The organism is Streptomyces sp. NPDC043876, assembly GCF_056435825.1.
Map to the genome: position 1 here is coordinate 471,236 of NZ_JBWKDV010000003.1, position 13,659 is coordinate 484,894.

Consider the following 13,659-nt stretch of genomic DNA (forward strand, 5'->3'; position numbering starts at 1 on the left):
CGTCGGGCATGAACGAGACGACGCGCAGCGGGCGGCCCGGGGAGATCGTCCAGGAGAGCGGCATCTACGCCTGCGACTGCGGCAGGCAGCACCTGTGGAGCAAGAGCACCGACGTCCGCGGCCACCGCTTCCCGCCGTTGCCCTACGACTGCCCGGGAAGTGCCTGGACGCTGCGGACGCAGGCCCACCCCGACGACGAGTGAGCGGGGGTGCTGTGAGGCTGCGGACCAGTGACGTCAACAGGCCGGGGTGGCGGCGGATCCGGCACGGGCGGGGATTCCGGTACGAGGACGCCGCGGGCAGGCCGCTGAGCCCGCAGGACCGCGAACGCGTGCGCGCGCTCGTCATCCCGCCCGCCTGGAAGGACGTGTGGATCTGCCCCTGGCCGAGCGGGCACATCCAGGCCGTCGGCACCGACGCGGCCGGGCGCCGCCAGTACCTTTACCACCCCCGCTTCCGGGAGCAGCGCGACGCCGCCAAGCACGAGCACGTCCAGGAGGTGGCGCGGTCACTGCCCCGCCTGCGCAGCGCCGTCGCGCGCGACCTCGACGGGCGCGGCCTGACCCGCGACCGGGTCCTGGCCTGCCTGACCCGCCTGCTCGACCTGGGCTTCCTGCGGATCGGCGGCGAGCGGTACGCGCGCGAGAACGGCAGTTACGGACTGACCACGCTGCTCCGGGAGCACGCGACCTGCCGCGCGGGCGGGGTCACCCTGTGCTTCCCCGCCAAATCCGGCCGGACCGTCACCCGCACCTTCGTCGACGAGCAGGCGTACGCCGTGGTGCGGGCGCTGCTGCGGCGGCGCGACGCGGCACCGCGGCTCTTCGCGTACTGGGAGGGCGGCACGTGGCACGAGGTACGCGCGGAGGACCTCAACGCGTACCTGCGCGAGGGCTCCGGACGCGACATCACGGCGAAGGACTTCAGGACCTGGCACGCGACCGTGCTGGCCGCCGTCGCCCTGGCGGTCTCCGCGGGCACCGCCGACGCCTCCCGCGGCCGGCGCAACGCCGTCGTGGCGCGCGCGGTACGGGAGGTCAGCGGGTACCTGGGCAACACCCCCGCGGTGTGCCGGGCGTCGTACATCGACCCCCGGGTCGTCGAACTGTACGAGCAGGGCACGACGGTCGCCGACGTGCTGGGCCGCCTCGGGGAGGACGGCGCCTTCGGACGCCCCGCCACGCAGGGCGTGGTCGAACGCGCCGTCCTGGCCCTCCTGGCCGACCGCTGAGCGGGGCGCCGTGCGGAGGGCGCGGAACCCGCCGGCCGAGGGCCCGAGGACCGGGGGGCCCAGCGGCCGGCGGAGCGGGGTTCAATGGCCGAGGGCGCGCTTGAGTTCGGCCTTGTCCATCTTCGAACGGCCCTCGATGTTGCGCTGCTTCGCCTCGTTGTAGAGCTGTTCCTTCGTCGGGCCCCGGGAGCCGCTGTGGGAGCGCTGCCCGCCGCGCTTGGAGGACGACATGTCCTGGATGGAGGAGCGGCTCGCGGTCTTCGACTCGCCGGACCGGGCCCGTTCCTTGTTGACGGTGCGGGCGGCGATCTCCTTCGCGCGTCCCTCGGGCTCGCCGCGCTTCTCCGCGGACTCCTTGATGTGCTCGTACTGGCGTTCCCGCTTCGGGGAGGATCCTCGGGGCATCGTTCTTCCCTTTCGCTCACCGCCCGGCCCGGTGCCGGGCACTACCGCGCCTACCCCGCGCGGCGCCGCCCAGGCACCCCCGGCACGAAGAACGGGTGCGGCCGGGGTTCAGCGGTGGGCGTCGCGCAGGTGGTGGCGCAGCTCGTGCAGGGTGTGCACGGCGACCCAGCGCAAGGTCCGCTCGGTGGGCTCGGGGTAGCTGTACACCAGGGTGCGTTCCCAGTGCGCGGGCGGCAGACGGTCCAGCACGTTGGCGAACAGCGCCGCCGCGTCCGTGAGCTGCCGGGCGACGTCGGCCGGGTCCTGGAGGGCGTACCCGTCGTGCTCGACGCGCTCGTCGCGGCCCATGGGTTCGGCCACCGGCGTGGGGGTGCGCCGGGCGGCCAGTACCCGTTCGCGCTGGACGAGCAGGACGTCCCGCACGTGGCAGGCGTACTCGAGCGGTGACCAGATCCCGGGGGCGGGGCGCGGCGCCGTCGCCCGCGGACCCTCCAGCAGGTCCGCGAAACGGGCCGCGTGCTCCCGGGCCAGCGAGGCGACCGAGGGCGCCAGATCGAGGTCGTAGGCGAAGCCGCATTCTCCGCAGTCGTCAGTCACGCGCTCACCCTAATGGCGCAGGGCCCCTCCCCACAGGTCCCGCCGGGCCTTCCGCGGTCCCGACCGGGCTCGTCCGGCGGCATGCCATCACCCGTGCGAAACGGGGTAGGCCCCTTCGTGAACGGCCCTGCTGCTGAGGTGAAACGCCATGGGATGCGCATTCCACATCAAGATGAGGCGGTACGGCCCCACCGTGCACCTCACACCGGTCGGGGAACTCGACCTGGAAGCCGGGCCGGCCTTCGAGCGGGTGGAGGAAGCCCTCACGGACGACCTCTGCGTGGTGGCCTGCGACATGCAGCACGTTCCCTTCATGGACGTCACCGGCATGCACGGCCTCCTCGGCCTCGGCCGCCGCGTCCGGGTTCGCGGGGTCGCCCTGTTCGTCTACAACTGGCGCCCGCAGCCCCTGCGCCTGATCGACCTGGTCGACGAGATCGACCGGTCGCTCGCACCCCGGGCGGGCCGGGACGCGGAGAGCCGCTGCGCCGCCACGCGGGACCTGCGCCGCACCCTGGCCGCGCGGGCGGCGGCGGAGCGGCTCTCCGGCGCCCAGCGGGCGGCCGCCGGACGGCCGGCGCCGGTGGCCACCGCACACGCCGCGGGCCGCAGCCGCCGCCCCGGCCGGTTCCCCGGGCCGCCCGGGTGAGGAATCCCCTGGGCGGCCTGCCGACCGTCAGGGCAGACCGTCAGGGACGGCCGTGCGGCTGGCGCTGGTACCAGCGGTGTACCAGGAAGACGAGTCCGGCCAGGGTCGTCGCGTACGACACCCCGAAGGCCCAGATCAGAGCCGCCGAGGAGGTGGCGGCGGCCGCGACGAGCAGGGTCAGGGAGACGATCACCAGCGCGCAGACCGCGCTGCCCACCGGCCTTCCCCGCCGTTCGGGGGAGCGCGGCGTCCCGGGGTGGGTGAGGAAGAGGCCCGCTTCGCGGGTGAACGTCCGCTCGAAGTCGGGATCATCGCGCAGCATGTGCTCGATCTCGGTCAGGGTTCTCAGCTCCCGGCGAGAGAGCCGGCTCCCATCCATGTCTCTGCCCTCTTCGACTCTGCCCGTTTCCCCGGCGGATGGCGGCTTGACCGGCGGCTACCCCCGCCCGGGCCGGTCATTCGCACCGCCCGCCGTCCGGCAGGTGTTTGCGCCGGTCGCGGGTAGACGCGCAAGAGCGGCATCTTCGTCATCGACCCGACGGGAGAACATCGTGCAGGACAAGGGACGTTCCGTGGACCCGGGCCCGCAGGGCAACGGTCCCGCAGTGCCGGACACGGGGGCCACGGTCGACGAGCACGGGCGCCCGCCCGGCGCGCCGTCGCGCACGGGTACGGGCTCCGGCGCGCCGGCCGCCGATCCGGAGCGGGTGGAACGGGAGCGGGCGGGCCGCGACGAGAGCGAGAGCGCCCGCGACGAGAGCGAGAGCGCCCGGGAACCCGAGCGGCGGGCGCGGTAACGCACGAGGCGCCCGGCGGGCTCACTGCCGCCGGGCGCCGTCGCGCCAAGGCCGGACGCTACATGTGGGCCTGCCCGTAGTAGTGGGTGAACGGTTCGAAGGGGCCGGCCTCGTCCCCGTACTTGCCCCGGTCGTACTCGGGCGCGTCCTTGATCTGGTCCTTGGTCCGGTCGACGTACACCTTCCTACCGACCTCGTCGATCCGGCGGATGGTGCCCGCGGGGAGCAGCACGTGCTTGCCGAAGATCCAGGTCCCGGTGTCGACGACCAGGTACGACGCCCCCACACCATCGGAGTGCTTGTCGATCTTTCCGATGCCGCCGTCTGTCGCCTCGACCTTGTAGCCGACCAGGTCGATCCCTTCCCGGTGGCCGACGTCCTGCCCGTAGCCCCAGATGCCGCTCACCGTTCCCGCCCCGCTTCTCCCTCGTCCGCCTCGCCCGCCCGGTCCCGCTCTTCCCGCGGGCCCGTCCAGCGTTCACGGCCCTTCGACGGGCCCGGTGCAGGCGCCGGCTTGTCGAGGCGGCTCGCCTCGTCCGTGTCGGCGGCGGCCGTGCGCCCGTCGTCGCGGCGCTCGGGCCGCCGGCCCGACTCCGCGGCTTCGTGACCGTCGTGCGGAGGTACGCCTCCCGCTCCGCCCTGCTCGTCCATGACCGCCTCCTCGTGTGCGCCTGACGGTTGCCTCCGGGGCGGCTGCCCGGCCCGGCTGCGGTGAAACCCGCGGCTGCCGGGGGTCGCGGAGGGGTCAGGGACGCAGGAGGGTCTTGATCATGCCGTCCTCCTTGGCGGCGAACATCGTGTAGGCGTGCGCGGCCTCCTCCAGAGGCATGACGTGCGTCGCGAAGCCCTCCACGCCCAGCGGGTCGGTGTCGTCCAGCAGGGGCAGGATGTCGTCGACCCACGCCCGGACGTTGGCCTGGCCCATCCGCAGCTGGATCTGCTTGTCGAACATGGTCAGCAGGGGCATCGGGTCCGCGGCGCCGCCGTACACGCCGCTCACGGACACCGTGCCGCCGCGCCGGACGAGTTCGATCGCGGTGTGCAGTGCGTGCAGGCGGTCGACCCCGGCCCGTTCCATGAGCGGCCGGGCCAGCGCGTCCGGCAGCATCGCGGTGACCCGCTGCGCCGCCGCGGCCAGGGGCGCGCCGTGCGCCTCCATGCCCACCGCGTCGATGACGGAGTCCGTGCCGCGGCCGTCCGTCAGGTCGCGCACCGCGGTCAGCAGCCGCTTGCCGTGCTCGGTGAGGTCCAGGGTGTGCACGCCCGCCGCCCGGGCCCGCTCCAGCCGGGCCGGGACCAGGTCCACCCCGATCACGAGCCGGGCGCCGCGGTGCAGCGCGATCCGCGCGGCCATCTGCCCGATGGGGCCCAGCCCGAGGACGGTCACGGTGCCGCCCGCGGGCACCGCCGCGTACTCCACGGCCTGCCAGGCGGTCGGCAGGACGTCGGAGAGGTAGACGAACCGTTCGTCCGGCGGCCCCTGCGGCACCTTGATGGGCAGCGTGTCGCCGAAGGGCACCCGCAGGTACTCGGCCTGCCCGCCCGGGACCTGCCCGTACAGCTTGGTGTAGCCGAACAGCGCGGCTCCCTTCCCGTACTCGCGCACCTGCGTCGTCTCGCACTGGGAGTGCAGGCCCTGGCCACACATGTGGCAGGTGCCGCAGGACACGTTGAACGGGACGACCACCCGGTCGCCGGGAGAGAGCGTGGACACCTCCGGTCCGACCTCCTCGACCAGGCCCATGGCCTCGTGGCCGAGCACGTCACCCGGCTCCAGGTAGGCGCCCAGTACGTTGTAGAGGTGCAGGTCGGAGCCGCAGATGCCGGTCGACGTCACCTTCACGATGATGTCCGAAGGGTCCTTGATCGCGGGATCCGCCACCGACTCCACGCGGACGTCCCGGGTTCCCTGCCACGTCAGTGCGCGCATGACCGTTCCTCCTTCTGCTGTCGCGGTGTCGGAGTGCGGCTGCGCCACGGTTCACGGGCCCGCCGCACCCCTGTCTGCCCGCCTACCCGGCGGCCGCCGTTCCATGGGCCGGATCCCGAGCGCGCGGCCCTCGGAACGGGCAGACTGGACCGGGGGGTCGACGCGGTAGGTCAGGGGAGCGGAGATGACTCTCCATCTGCGAACGCACAGCGACCTGTCCGGCGCGTCCGCCGCGGCCGCCGCGCGCGATCTGACCCGGCACTTCTTCGACCACGCCTCGCGCGGTGGCCGCGCGATGGCGCCCGAAGTCCTGGAGACCACCCTGCTGGTGGTCAGCGAACTGGTCACCAACGCCATCCGGCACACGGCCGGCGGCTGCGCGCTCGACCTCGAACTGGAGGGCGACGAGATCGGCATCGACGTCACCGACTACAGCGACGCCGAACCGCGGCAGCGCGAACCCGACCTCGACGGCGGCGGCGGTTGGGGCTGGCGTCTGGTCAACCAGCTGGGCAGTGACGTCAGGGTCCGGCGGCGGCCGGGCGGCAAGACCATCCACACCGGCATCCGGCTGCCGCGACCGGGCAGCTGACGCGCCGACGGGGTGGGGCCGCGCGCCCGGTGCGCGCGGCCCCACCCCGTCGGCGGGAGCGCTCAGCCGTCCGGCCCGAGCATCTCGGGCGCGGAGGTGAAGGCGATGCATTCCACGTCGATGCTGTCGGCAAGTTCGTCCAGCACGTTGGCCAGGCTGTCCACGACGTCGCGGTCGACGTCCTCGTCGGCCTCCGCGGAACGGACCCAGTCCACGGCGATCGTGCGCAGCAGGGCGGTGACGTGGTCGGCGGGAATCAGAGGGCCACCGTGGTCCCCCGGTACCAGTGGAATGGTGACCTTGATCATGGAACCGCCCTCCCGGAAGCCTATGGGTACGGGTGCGCGCCGTGAGCGCGCCGTCGGCGACCGGAGGGCCGCCGTCGGGTCATACGCGGAGCGCATACCCCGCCGCGCCCGGACGAACCTCCACGGTCGCCGAACCGACCCGGGTGCCCTAAGGGGTGTCCGGGGCCATGTGGCCACCCTCGTCCCGGTCCGCCGGGTCGGCGTCGTCGCTCAGCAGAGCGGTCCGCAGCCCCGCCAGGATCCGGCCAAGCAGCCGCGACACGTGCATCTGGGACACGCCCAGGCGCTCGCCGATCTCCCGCTGGGTCAGCTCGTCACCGAACCGCAGCGACAGGAGCAGCCGGTCCCGCTCGGACAGCTCTGCGAGCAGCGGCTTGAGCGCCTCCAGGCACTCGATCCGGTCGTAGGCCTCCTCCTCCAGACCCAAGGTCCGGCCGAGCGTCTGGACGGGCCCCTCGGGCTCGCCCTCGTCGGCAGGCGCCTCGATGGAGCCCGCGGTGTACCCGTTGGCGGCCACGAGGCCCTCGGCGAGCGCTTCGTCGGTGATCCCCATCTCCGCGGCGAGCTCGCGGTCGGTGGGCCTTCGGCCCAGCCGCTGTTCCATGGCGTCCTGCGCCTTGGCGATGTCGAGGCGCAGTTCCTGCAGCCGCCGGGGCACCTTCACCGACCAGGTGCTGTCCCGGAAGTAGCGCTTGATCTCGCCGGTGATGGTCGGCAGCGCGAAGGTGGTGAACTCCACGCCGCGCGCGACGTCGTAGCGGTTGATGGCCTTGATCAGGCCCACCGTGCCCACCTGGACGATGTCCTCCAGCGGGTCGCTGCGGTTGCGGAACCGGTGGGCCGCGTACTTCACCAGGCTCAGGTTCAGCTCGACGAGCGTGTTGCGGACGTACGAGTACTCGGGGGTGCCCTCCGTGAGCGTGCGCAGCCGCGCGAACAGCACGGGGGACAGGGCCCTTGCGTCGGCCGTGCTCACCGACAGCGGATCGGCGGGCAGGCCGGCGGGGGCGGATCCGGCGGATCCGGCGGGTTCCGTGGGGGCACGGTCGGTCAGGGATGTCATGGAATCCTCCGACGGATGGGTCCGGCGCATGGGTCGCGCGACGGGACCGTCGTGGTGTTCGGCGCGCTGGTTATACCCACCTCCCGGCCTCGTCACCCCACCCGCCACAGCTGACACACGCAAGCATGGCCCGGTGTGGCTGGGTAGGCGAGTCACATGAACGCACGGACTCCGTTGAACGAGCACCCCCATACGACCGCTGACCAGCCCCGGTCGACGACGCGCGGCCCTGCCGACGCCCTCGGCAGGGTGTCCGCCGGATGGCTGAACGCCGTCGCCGCGATCGAGCGGACCACGGCGGCCGATCCGGCGATCCGCACCCTCCAGCGGCGCATCCGGTCCCTCCCGCTGGGCGGGGCCCGCGACCTGCTGCGCGGCAAGCCGCTCGGCCATCCCCTGCACCCCCTCCTGGTCCAGGTGCCGATCGGCTGCTGGCTGTCGGCCGGGCTGCTGGACGCCGTCCCCGGTGCGCGGCGCGCGGCCACGACGCTCACCGCCGCCGGCCTCGCGGGAGTGGGCCCCGCGGCCGTTGCGGGCTGGCTGGACTGGGCCGAGCTGCCCCCGCGCCAGGCTCGGGTCGGTCTGGCCCACGCCCTCTCCAACACGGTGGTGATCGCCTGCTACGCCGGGTCCCTCGCCGCGCGCACGCGCGGGCGCGCGCTCAGGGGCCGTGCATGGTCCCTCGCCGGGCTGGCGGCGGTGGCCGTGAGCGGCGCCCTGGGCGGGCACGTCGCCTACCGGGAGGCCGTCGGCGCGGACGCCCTGCCTTGATGAGCAGGGACGCCCTGCCGCAAGGACCCGCGGACGCCCTACCCGGGACCCGGAGGTTTGCCCCGGCCCGATGTGGCTAAGCGCTGCTCATGGTGCGAATCGGATACACGATGATGACCGAGCAGGCAGGCCCCCGGGAGCTGGTGTCCCACGTCGTGGGCGCGGAGCGGGCGGGTTTCGATTTCTCCGTGATCTCGGACCACTCGTTCCCCTGGCTGGACTCGCAGGGGCACGCCCCGTACGCGTGGAGCGTCCTCGGGGCGGCGGCCCAGGCGACGACCACGATCCCGCTGATGACCTACGTGACCTGCCCGACCTTCCGCTACCACCCGGCCGTCGTCGCGCAGAAGGCGGCGACGGTGCAGCTCCTCTCCGAGGGCCGCTTCCGGCTGGGCCTGGGCTCGGGGGAGAACCTCAACGAACACATCGTCGGCGCGGGCTGGCCCGCCGCCCACGTCCGCCTGGAGATGCTGGAAGAGGCCGTCGAGATCATCCGGCGGATGTTCACAGGGGAGTACGTGAGCCACCACGGAGCCCACTACGACGTCGAGAACGCCAAACTGTGGGACGTCCCCGAGACGGCGCCCCCGATCGGCATCGCCGTCTCCGGGCCGCGCTCCTGCGCCCTCGCGGGGCGCCACGGGGACCTGGTGATCGCGACCGAACCGGAAGCGGAGCTGATCCGGGCGTTCGACGCACACGGCGGTACCGGCAAACCCCGCGTCGGGCAGCTGCCCGTCTGCTACGACCCCGACCGCGAGGCGGCCGTGGCCCGCGCGCACGACCAGTTCCGCTGGTCGCTCGGCGGCTGGAAGGTGAACTCCGAGCTCCCCGGCCCCGCCGCTTTCGAGCAGGCGAGCGCGCACACACGGCCCGAGGACGTCGCGGAGGCCGTGCCCTGCGGCGACGACGTGGACGCCTTCGTGGAAGCGGTCCGTCCGTACGCCGAAGCGGGATTCACCGAGGTCGCCCTCGTCCAGATCGGCGGCGACCACCAGGAGCCCTTCCTGGAATGGGCCGAGGCCAAGCTGCTGCCCGCGCTGCGGAACCTGTGAGGGGCGCCGCCATGGCCACGGACCGCGCTGCCCTCTTCGACATCGACGGCACCCTGACCGACACCAACCACCTGCACGTCGTCTCCTGGTGGGAAGCCCTGCGCCAGGGGGGCCACCGGGTCCCCATGCACGCCGTCCACGGGGCGATCGGCCTGCCCGGCGAGGACCTCCTCGACCACCTGCTGGGCGAGGACCGCGACCACGACGGCGACGACCGGTTGAGCGCCGCGCACGACACCCTCTACGCCACCTACTTCGACCGGCTCCGCGCCTTCGACGCGGCCGGGGACCTGCTGCGCGCCCTGGCGGCCGCGGGCTGGAAGGTGCTGCTGGTCACGTCCGCGAAGGACAGGGAACTCGACGCCCTGCGCGCGGCGATCGGCGCGGACGACGCCATCAGCGACACCGCGACCGCGGACGACGTCGAACAGGGAAAGCCCGCGCCCGAACCCGTCCGGCACGCCCTGGACCTGGCGGGGGTGCCCGCCGACCGCGCGGTGTTCGTCGGCGACTCCGTCTGGGACATGAAGGCGGCCCGCCGGGCCGGGGTGGCGACGGCCGGGTTGCTGTGCGGCGGCGTCGCCCGCGCGGACCTGGAGGAGGCCGGAGCGGGCGCCGTCTACCGCGACCCCGCCGCGCTCCTGTCCGCCCTGGACACGAGCCCCTTTTCCCGGGTGCCCGCCTGACGGCGACCACCGCCGGGAGTGATCGAACCGGAGCGGGCGGACAGGGGTGATCAAGGCGCACGGGGGTAGCAGCCCGGAGTGATCACCCTCGGTGTCGAAGAAGAGTACGTCCTGCTGGATCAGGCCACCGGGCTGCCCGTGCCCCTCGCGGAGGAGGTGTGCCGGGCCGCAGGACTCGGCTCGCTCGCCGATCGCGACGAGGTCCAGGACGAGCTGCTACAGGCCCAGGTGGAAGTGGCCACACCCGTGTGCACGAGCCTGGAGGAGGTCGGAGGCCACCTCCTGCGCCTTCGGCACGCGGTGGCCGCGGCCGCCGAGGCCAGCGGCTGCGGGATCGCCGCCACGGGCGCGGCGCCGCTGCGGGGCGCCCTGCCCGTCCCGGTGACGCAGACGCCGCGCTACCTGCGCATCGAGGGGGAGGCGCGACAGCTGGCCGGCGAGCAGCTCATCAGCGGCATGCACGTCCACGTGGCGGTTCCCGACGCGCAGACGGGCGTGGCCGTGCTCAACCGGATCCGGGTGTGGCTGCCGACCCTGACGGCCATGTCGGCGAACTCGCCCGTCTGGGACGGGCGCGACACCGGCTTCGCGAGCTGGCGCACCATCGTGTTCGGCCGCTGGCCCGTCAGCGGGCCGCCGCCGTACTTCGACGGGGCCGCGGACTACGAGGGCCGGCTGGAGGCGCTGGTCGCCTCCCGGGTGATCGCGGACCGCGGGCAGGTGTACTGGCAGGCGCGGCTGTCGGACCGCTACCCCACCGTCGAGGTGCGCTGCCTGGACGTCCAGCTGCACGCCGACGACGCCGTCATGCTCGCGGGGATCGTCCGCGCGCTGGTCGCCACGGCGATCGCGGAGGAGAAGGACGGCATCCCCCCGACACCGCTGGCCCAGGAACTGCTGGCCGCCGGCAACTGGCACGCGGCCCGGTACGGCCTGAACGGCACGCTGGTCGACCGGTACGGCCATCCGCACACCAGCGGTGACGTGCTCTGCTCCCTGCTCAGCCACATCACACCGGCCCTGGAGGACTCCGGCGACCTCCGCCAGGTGAGCGGCCTCGTCCACCGGCTGCTGCGGGACGGCACGCCCGCGGACCGTCAGCGCCGCGCCCTGGCCGAGGGCGGGCTGCCCGCACTGATCGGCCTGATCACGGGCACGGACGCGGCCGCCTGAGCGGCCGCGCGCCCGTGCCCCGGCCGGGCCGCGTCCCTCAGGACGAGGGCGGGTAGGGGGCGGACTTCAGCTGCCGGGCGAGGTGGGCGGTGTTGGCGGCAAGGGTCCTGGTCGTGCTCTCGGTGGTCTCGGGGGTCTTGTCGAGGTCCTGGTAGTCGGTGCCCTGCATGGCCTCGCCGACCCAGTAGGTGACGGCGTTCGGGGCCAGCGAGAAACCGACGTCGTTGAGGCCCTGGAAGAGGTCGGCGCTCACCTTGTGCGCACCGTCCTCGTTGCCCACGACGCAGACCGCCGCGGCCTTCCCGTAGGTGAGCATGCGGCCCTCGTCGTCCGTCTCCGAGATCTCCGCGTCCAGGCGCTCCAGCACCCGCTGGGCGATGCTCGACGCGTGGCCCAGCCAGATCGGCGTGGCGAGGACGAGGATGTCGGCGCCCATGATCGCGCTGCGGATGGCCGGCCAGGCGTCGCCCTCGCCCATGTCGGTCTGCACGCCGGGCTTCACGTCGTGGTCGGCGATCCGGATGGTCTTGCCCGTGACGCCGTGCTCGGCGAGGGCGGCCATGGTCTGCTCGGCCAGCAGCTGCGAGCTGGAGGGGGCGGGGGAGGGGGTGAGGGTGCAGACGAGGGCGACGGCGCGCAGGGGCGTGTTCGATGTGGTGTCCATGTGGCGCGGCTACCCGGAGGTCCGCCGGCCATCCCTGGAGCCGCGCACGGCCGGGCGGGGCGCGGACGGGCCGTCGCCCCATGTAGGAGCTTTATAAAGTCCGCAGGTGTGAGCGGGGGAAGCCGGGGCACACGCTGCTTCGGAGGTGGAAATCATGGTTCCCCTGCTCTTGGTCCTTCTTCTCGTCCTGATCCTCTTCGGAGCCGGTTTCGCGCTCAAGATCCTGTGGTGGATCGCGATCGCGGTACTGGTGCTGTGGCTCATCGGTTTCGTCGCCCGTCCCAAGGGCGGCGGCGGGCGCTGGTACCGCTGGTAGGAGCCGGCGACCGCTCCGTTCCCGCACGACACACGACACGGCGGTGGCCCGCCCCCGAGGGGGCGGGCCACCGCCGCGTCGCATCGCGTCACTTCAGGCGGAGTTCGAAGCCGCTGCGCGGGCGCGTCGGGATGCGGGACAGCGGGATCGCCAGGTCCTGTTCGGGGACCTCGTGGTCCAGCCGGGCCAGCTCCGTGGCCAGGGTCGCGATCGCCGTGACGGTGATCTCCTCGCCCGGGCACCGGTGGCCCCGCGCCGGGTCGCCGCCGCCCTGCGGGACCAGGTGCTCCAGGGCGCTCCCGCCGCCGGTGAAGCGGTGCGGGTCGAAGCGGTACGGGTGCTCCCACAGGTCTGGGTCGTGGTTCTGTCCGTACAGGTCGAGCAGGACCAGCGTGTCCTTCGCGATCTCCTCGCCCCGCCAGGTCAGGTCCCGCGCCGCGAGACCGCCCACGAAGGGGGCGAAGGGGTAGAAGCGCCGCACCTCGTGGGCGAAGGCCTCGGCGTAACCGTCCGCCGCCCCGGCCCTGAGCAGCTCGCGGTGCCGGGGCCAGCGGTGCAGCGCGTGCGCGGCGAAGGTGGCGAACCAGGCGATCGCGACCGTGGGCCGGACGATGTTCAGGATTTCCACGGCGGCGGTGTGCGGATCCAGGAGTCCGCCGCCCAGGTCACGGTGCCAGGCCACCGCCTCCAGGGCCGAGTCCTTGGCGCCGGGTTCCCCCGTCGCGCGGAGCCGGACCACCAGGGCCGCGAGAGCCTGTTCCTGCCGGGCCCGGGCGCGGCGGGCGCGCAGGTGCCGCGGGCCCGGGGTGGCGAAGCCGTCCACCATCGCCGTGCAGTCGCGGGCCATCTCCTCGGCGGCGGTGTCGGAGAGCGGCAGCCCCACCCAGTCGCACACGGCCAGGGCGAGGACCTTCGCGCTCTCGTCGAAGAGCACCACGGGTCCCCCCTTCCAGCCCGCCACCGCCTCGCGCCACCGCGCGCCGATGTGCTCCCCGAGCGCGGCGACCCCGGCCGGGTTCTTGAGCAGTGCGAGGAACATCGCCTTGCGGACCCGGTGCGCGTCCCCGTCGAGGGTGTGGACCGCGCCCTGCCCGAAGAGGGTGTCCAGCACGGGCTCCGGCAGCGCGGACCGGCGTACGACGTGGTCCTCGTCGTAGAAGAACCGGACCGCTTCCGGGCCGCGCAGCGCGATCGTGGGACGGCCGAGGAGACGGGTCCTGACCACGCCGTGCGGTGCGGCGCGCATCCGGTCGGGCAGCCACGCGTACCCGCCCGTCATGAGGCCGAGGGTGCTGTCGTGCCAAGGGGCAACGGGATCCTTGAGAAGAGACATGCTGCGCGGCTACCCGCCCTCCGGCGCCGCACGCACGACGCGCCCCGGACGGCCCCCCGGCCTTCCGGTCTCCGGGGAACGCGGGGGAG

The 13,659-nt window shown here is 73.5% G+C and carries 20 protein-coding genes; 10 read left to right on the forward strand and 10 right to left on the reverse strand.

All coding sequences use genetic code 11. The features are described 5' to 3' along the window. The first annotated feature begins 8 nt into the window (after positions 1-8). Complete coding sequence (locus AC0693_RS11540; RefSeq protein WP_478801591.1) at positions 9-203, forward strand: hypothetical protein; 195 nt, start codon at positions 9-11, stop codon at positions 201-203. 11 nt (positions 204-214) lie between these two features. Next, entirely contained in the window at positions 215-1,231 is a 1,017-nt protein-coding gene (locus AC0693_RS11545) for a DNA topoisomerase IB (RefSeq protein ID WP_469333251.1), read from the forward strand. A gap of 81 nt (positions 1,232-1,312) precedes the next feature. On the opposite strand, the gene AC0693_RS11550 is transcribed toward AC0693_RS11545, so the two are convergent. Together AC0693_RS11550 and AC0693_RS11555 are read right to left on the reverse strand one after the other, a co-directional pair. Next, positions 1,313-1,636: a plasmid stabilization protein gene (locus tag AC0693_RS11550; protein ID WP_478737361.1), complete on the reverse strand. Its 324-nt coding sequence runs from the start codon at positions 1,634-1,636 to the stop codon at positions 1,313-1,315. Positions 1,637-1,744: 108 nt separating this feature from the next. After that, the gene (locus AC0693_RS11555; RefSeq protein ID WP_468466037.1) at positions 1,745-2,233 is read right to left on the reverse strand and encodes a DinB family protein; all 489 of its coding nucleotides are present in this window, start codon (positions 2,231-2,233) and stop codon (positions 1,745-1,747) included. Positions 2,234-2,381: 148 nt separating this feature from the next. Here AC0693_RS11555 and AC0693_RS11560 point away from each other — a divergent pair, with 148 nt between their 5' ends. Next, positions 2,382-2,882, forward strand: a complete 501-nt coding sequence (locus AC0693_RS11560; protein WP_478801592.1) for an STAS domain-containing protein — start codon at positions 2,382-2,384, stop codon at positions 2,880-2,882. A gap of 40 nt (positions 2,883-2,922) precedes the next feature. Here AC0693_RS11560 and AC0693_RS11565 read toward each other — a convergent pair whose 3' ends face one another. Next, the gene (locus AC0693_RS11565) at positions 2,923-3,261 is read right to left on the reverse strand and encodes a DUF3040 domain-containing protein (RefSeq protein WP_478801593.1); all 339 of its coding nucleotides are present in this window, start codon (positions 3,259-3,261) and stop codon (positions 2,923-2,925) included. A gap of 172 nt (positions 3,262-3,433) precedes the next feature. Between AC0693_RS11565 and AC0693_RS11570 the strand changes: the two genes are divergently transcribed. Beyond that, positions 3,434-3,679 (forward strand): hypothetical protein, encoded by a 246-nt coding sequence (locus tag AC0693_RS11570; RefSeq protein WP_478801594.1) that lies wholly within the window; start codon positions 3,434-3,436, stop codon positions 3,677-3,679. A 58-nt stretch (positions 3,680-3,737) separates the two neighbouring features. Here the strand turns inward: AC0693_RS11570 and AC0693_RS11575 are convergent, their stop codons facing one another. The 3 genes from AC0693_RS11575 to AC0693_RS11585 all read right to left on the reverse strand — a co-directional run bounded on the left by AC0693_RS11575 (position 3,738) and on the right by AC0693_RS11585 (position 5,609). After that, positions 3,738-4,085: a PRC-barrel domain containing protein gene (locus AC0693_RS11575; protein ID WP_469315914.1), complete on the reverse strand. Its 348-nt coding sequence runs from the start codon at positions 4,083-4,085 to the stop codon at positions 3,738-3,740. Then, positions 4,082-4,330, reverse strand: a complete 249-nt coding sequence (locus tag AC0693_RS11580; RefSeq protein ID WP_478737353.1) for a hypothetical protein — start codon at positions 4,328-4,330, stop codon at positions 4,082-4,084. The genes AC0693_RS11575 and AC0693_RS11580 overlap by 4 nt, the downstream gene beginning before the upstream one ends. Positions 4,331-4,424: 94 nt before the next feature. Next, complete coding sequence (locus tag AC0693_RS11585) at positions 4,425-5,609, reverse strand: alcohol dehydrogenase catalytic domain-containing protein (protein ID WP_469333256.1); 1,185 nt, start codon at positions 5,607-5,609, stop codon at positions 4,425-4,427. Between the two features lie 184 nt (positions 5,610-5,793). Here AC0693_RS11585 and AC0693_RS11590 point away from each other — a divergent pair, with 184 nt between their 5' ends. Beyond that, positions 5,794-6,201 (forward strand): ATP-binding protein, encoded by a 408-nt coding sequence (locus AC0693_RS11590; RefSeq protein ID WP_478801595.1) that lies wholly within the window; start codon positions 5,794-5,796, stop codon positions 6,199-6,201. 62 nt (positions 6,202-6,263) lie between these two features. Here the strand turns inward: AC0693_RS11590 and AC0693_RS11595 are convergent, their stop codons facing one another. Both AC0693_RS11595 and AC0693_RS11600 read right to left on the reverse strand, forming a co-directional pair. Beyond that, entirely contained in the window at positions 6,264-6,509 is a 246-nt protein-coding gene (locus AC0693_RS11595) for a DUF6213 family protein (protein ID WP_469315917.1), read from the reverse strand. Between the two features lie 148 nt (positions 6,510-6,657). Further along, a complete protein-coding gene (locus AC0693_RS11600) occupies positions 6,658-7,572 on the reverse strand; it encodes a SigB/SigF/SigG family RNA polymerase sigma factor (protein WP_478801596.1) in 915 nt (304 codons plus the stop codon). A gap of 156 nt (positions 7,573-7,728) precedes the next feature. Between AC0693_RS11600 and AC0693_RS11605 the strand changes: the two genes are divergently transcribed. The 4 genes from AC0693_RS11605 (at position 7,729) to AC0693_RS11620 (ending at position 11,257) form a co-directional block, all read left to right on the forward strand. Next, the gene (locus AC0693_RS11605; RefSeq protein WP_478801597.1) at positions 7,729-8,343 is read left to right on the forward strand and encodes a DUF2231 domain-containing protein; all 615 of its coding nucleotides are present in this window, start codon (positions 7,729-7,731) and stop codon (positions 8,341-8,343) included. An 89-nt stretch (positions 8,344-8,432) separates the two neighbouring features. Continuing rightward, on the forward strand, positions 8,433-9,398 hold the full coding sequence (locus AC0693_RS11610) for an LLM class F420-dependent oxidoreductase (RefSeq protein WP_478801598.1): 966 nt from the start codon (positions 8,433-8,435) through the stop codon (positions 9,396-9,398). 11 nt (positions 9,399-9,409) lie between these two features. Further along, the gene (locus tag AC0693_RS11615) at positions 9,410-10,084 is read left to right on the forward strand and encodes an HAD family hydrolase (protein ID WP_478801599.1); all 675 of its coding nucleotides are present in this window, start codon (positions 9,410-9,412) and stop codon (positions 10,082-10,084) included. 78 nt (positions 10,085-10,162) lie between these two features. Then, a complete protein-coding gene (locus AC0693_RS11620) occupies positions 10,163-11,257 on the forward strand; it encodes a carboxylate-amine ligase (RefSeq protein ID WP_468466015.1) in 1,095 nt (364 codons plus the stop codon). 37 nt (positions 11,258-11,294) lie between these two features. On the opposite strand, the gene AC0693_RS11625 is transcribed toward AC0693_RS11620, so the two are convergent. Further along, complete coding sequence (locus AC0693_RS11625; protein WP_469315922.1) at positions 11,295-11,921, reverse strand: flavodoxin family protein; 627 nt, start codon at positions 11,919-11,921, stop codon at positions 11,295-11,297. A 154-nt stretch (positions 11,922-12,075) separates the two neighbouring features. Here AC0693_RS11625 and AC0693_RS11630 point away from each other — a divergent pair, with 154 nt between their 5' ends. Continuing rightward, complete coding sequence (locus AC0693_RS11630) at positions 12,076-12,237, forward strand: hydrophobic protein (RefSeq protein WP_365575169.1); 162 nt, start codon at positions 12,076-12,078, stop codon at positions 12,235-12,237. A gap of 88 nt (positions 12,238-12,325) precedes the next feature. Here the strand turns inward: AC0693_RS11630 and AC0693_RS11635 are convergent, their stop codons facing one another. Beyond that, the gene (locus AC0693_RS11635; protein WP_478737335.1) at positions 12,326-13,570 is read right to left on the reverse strand and encodes a cytochrome P450; all 1,245 of its coding nucleotides are present in this window, start codon (positions 13,568-13,570) and stop codon (positions 12,326-12,328) included. Positions 13,571-13,659 lie beyond the last annotated feature (89 nt).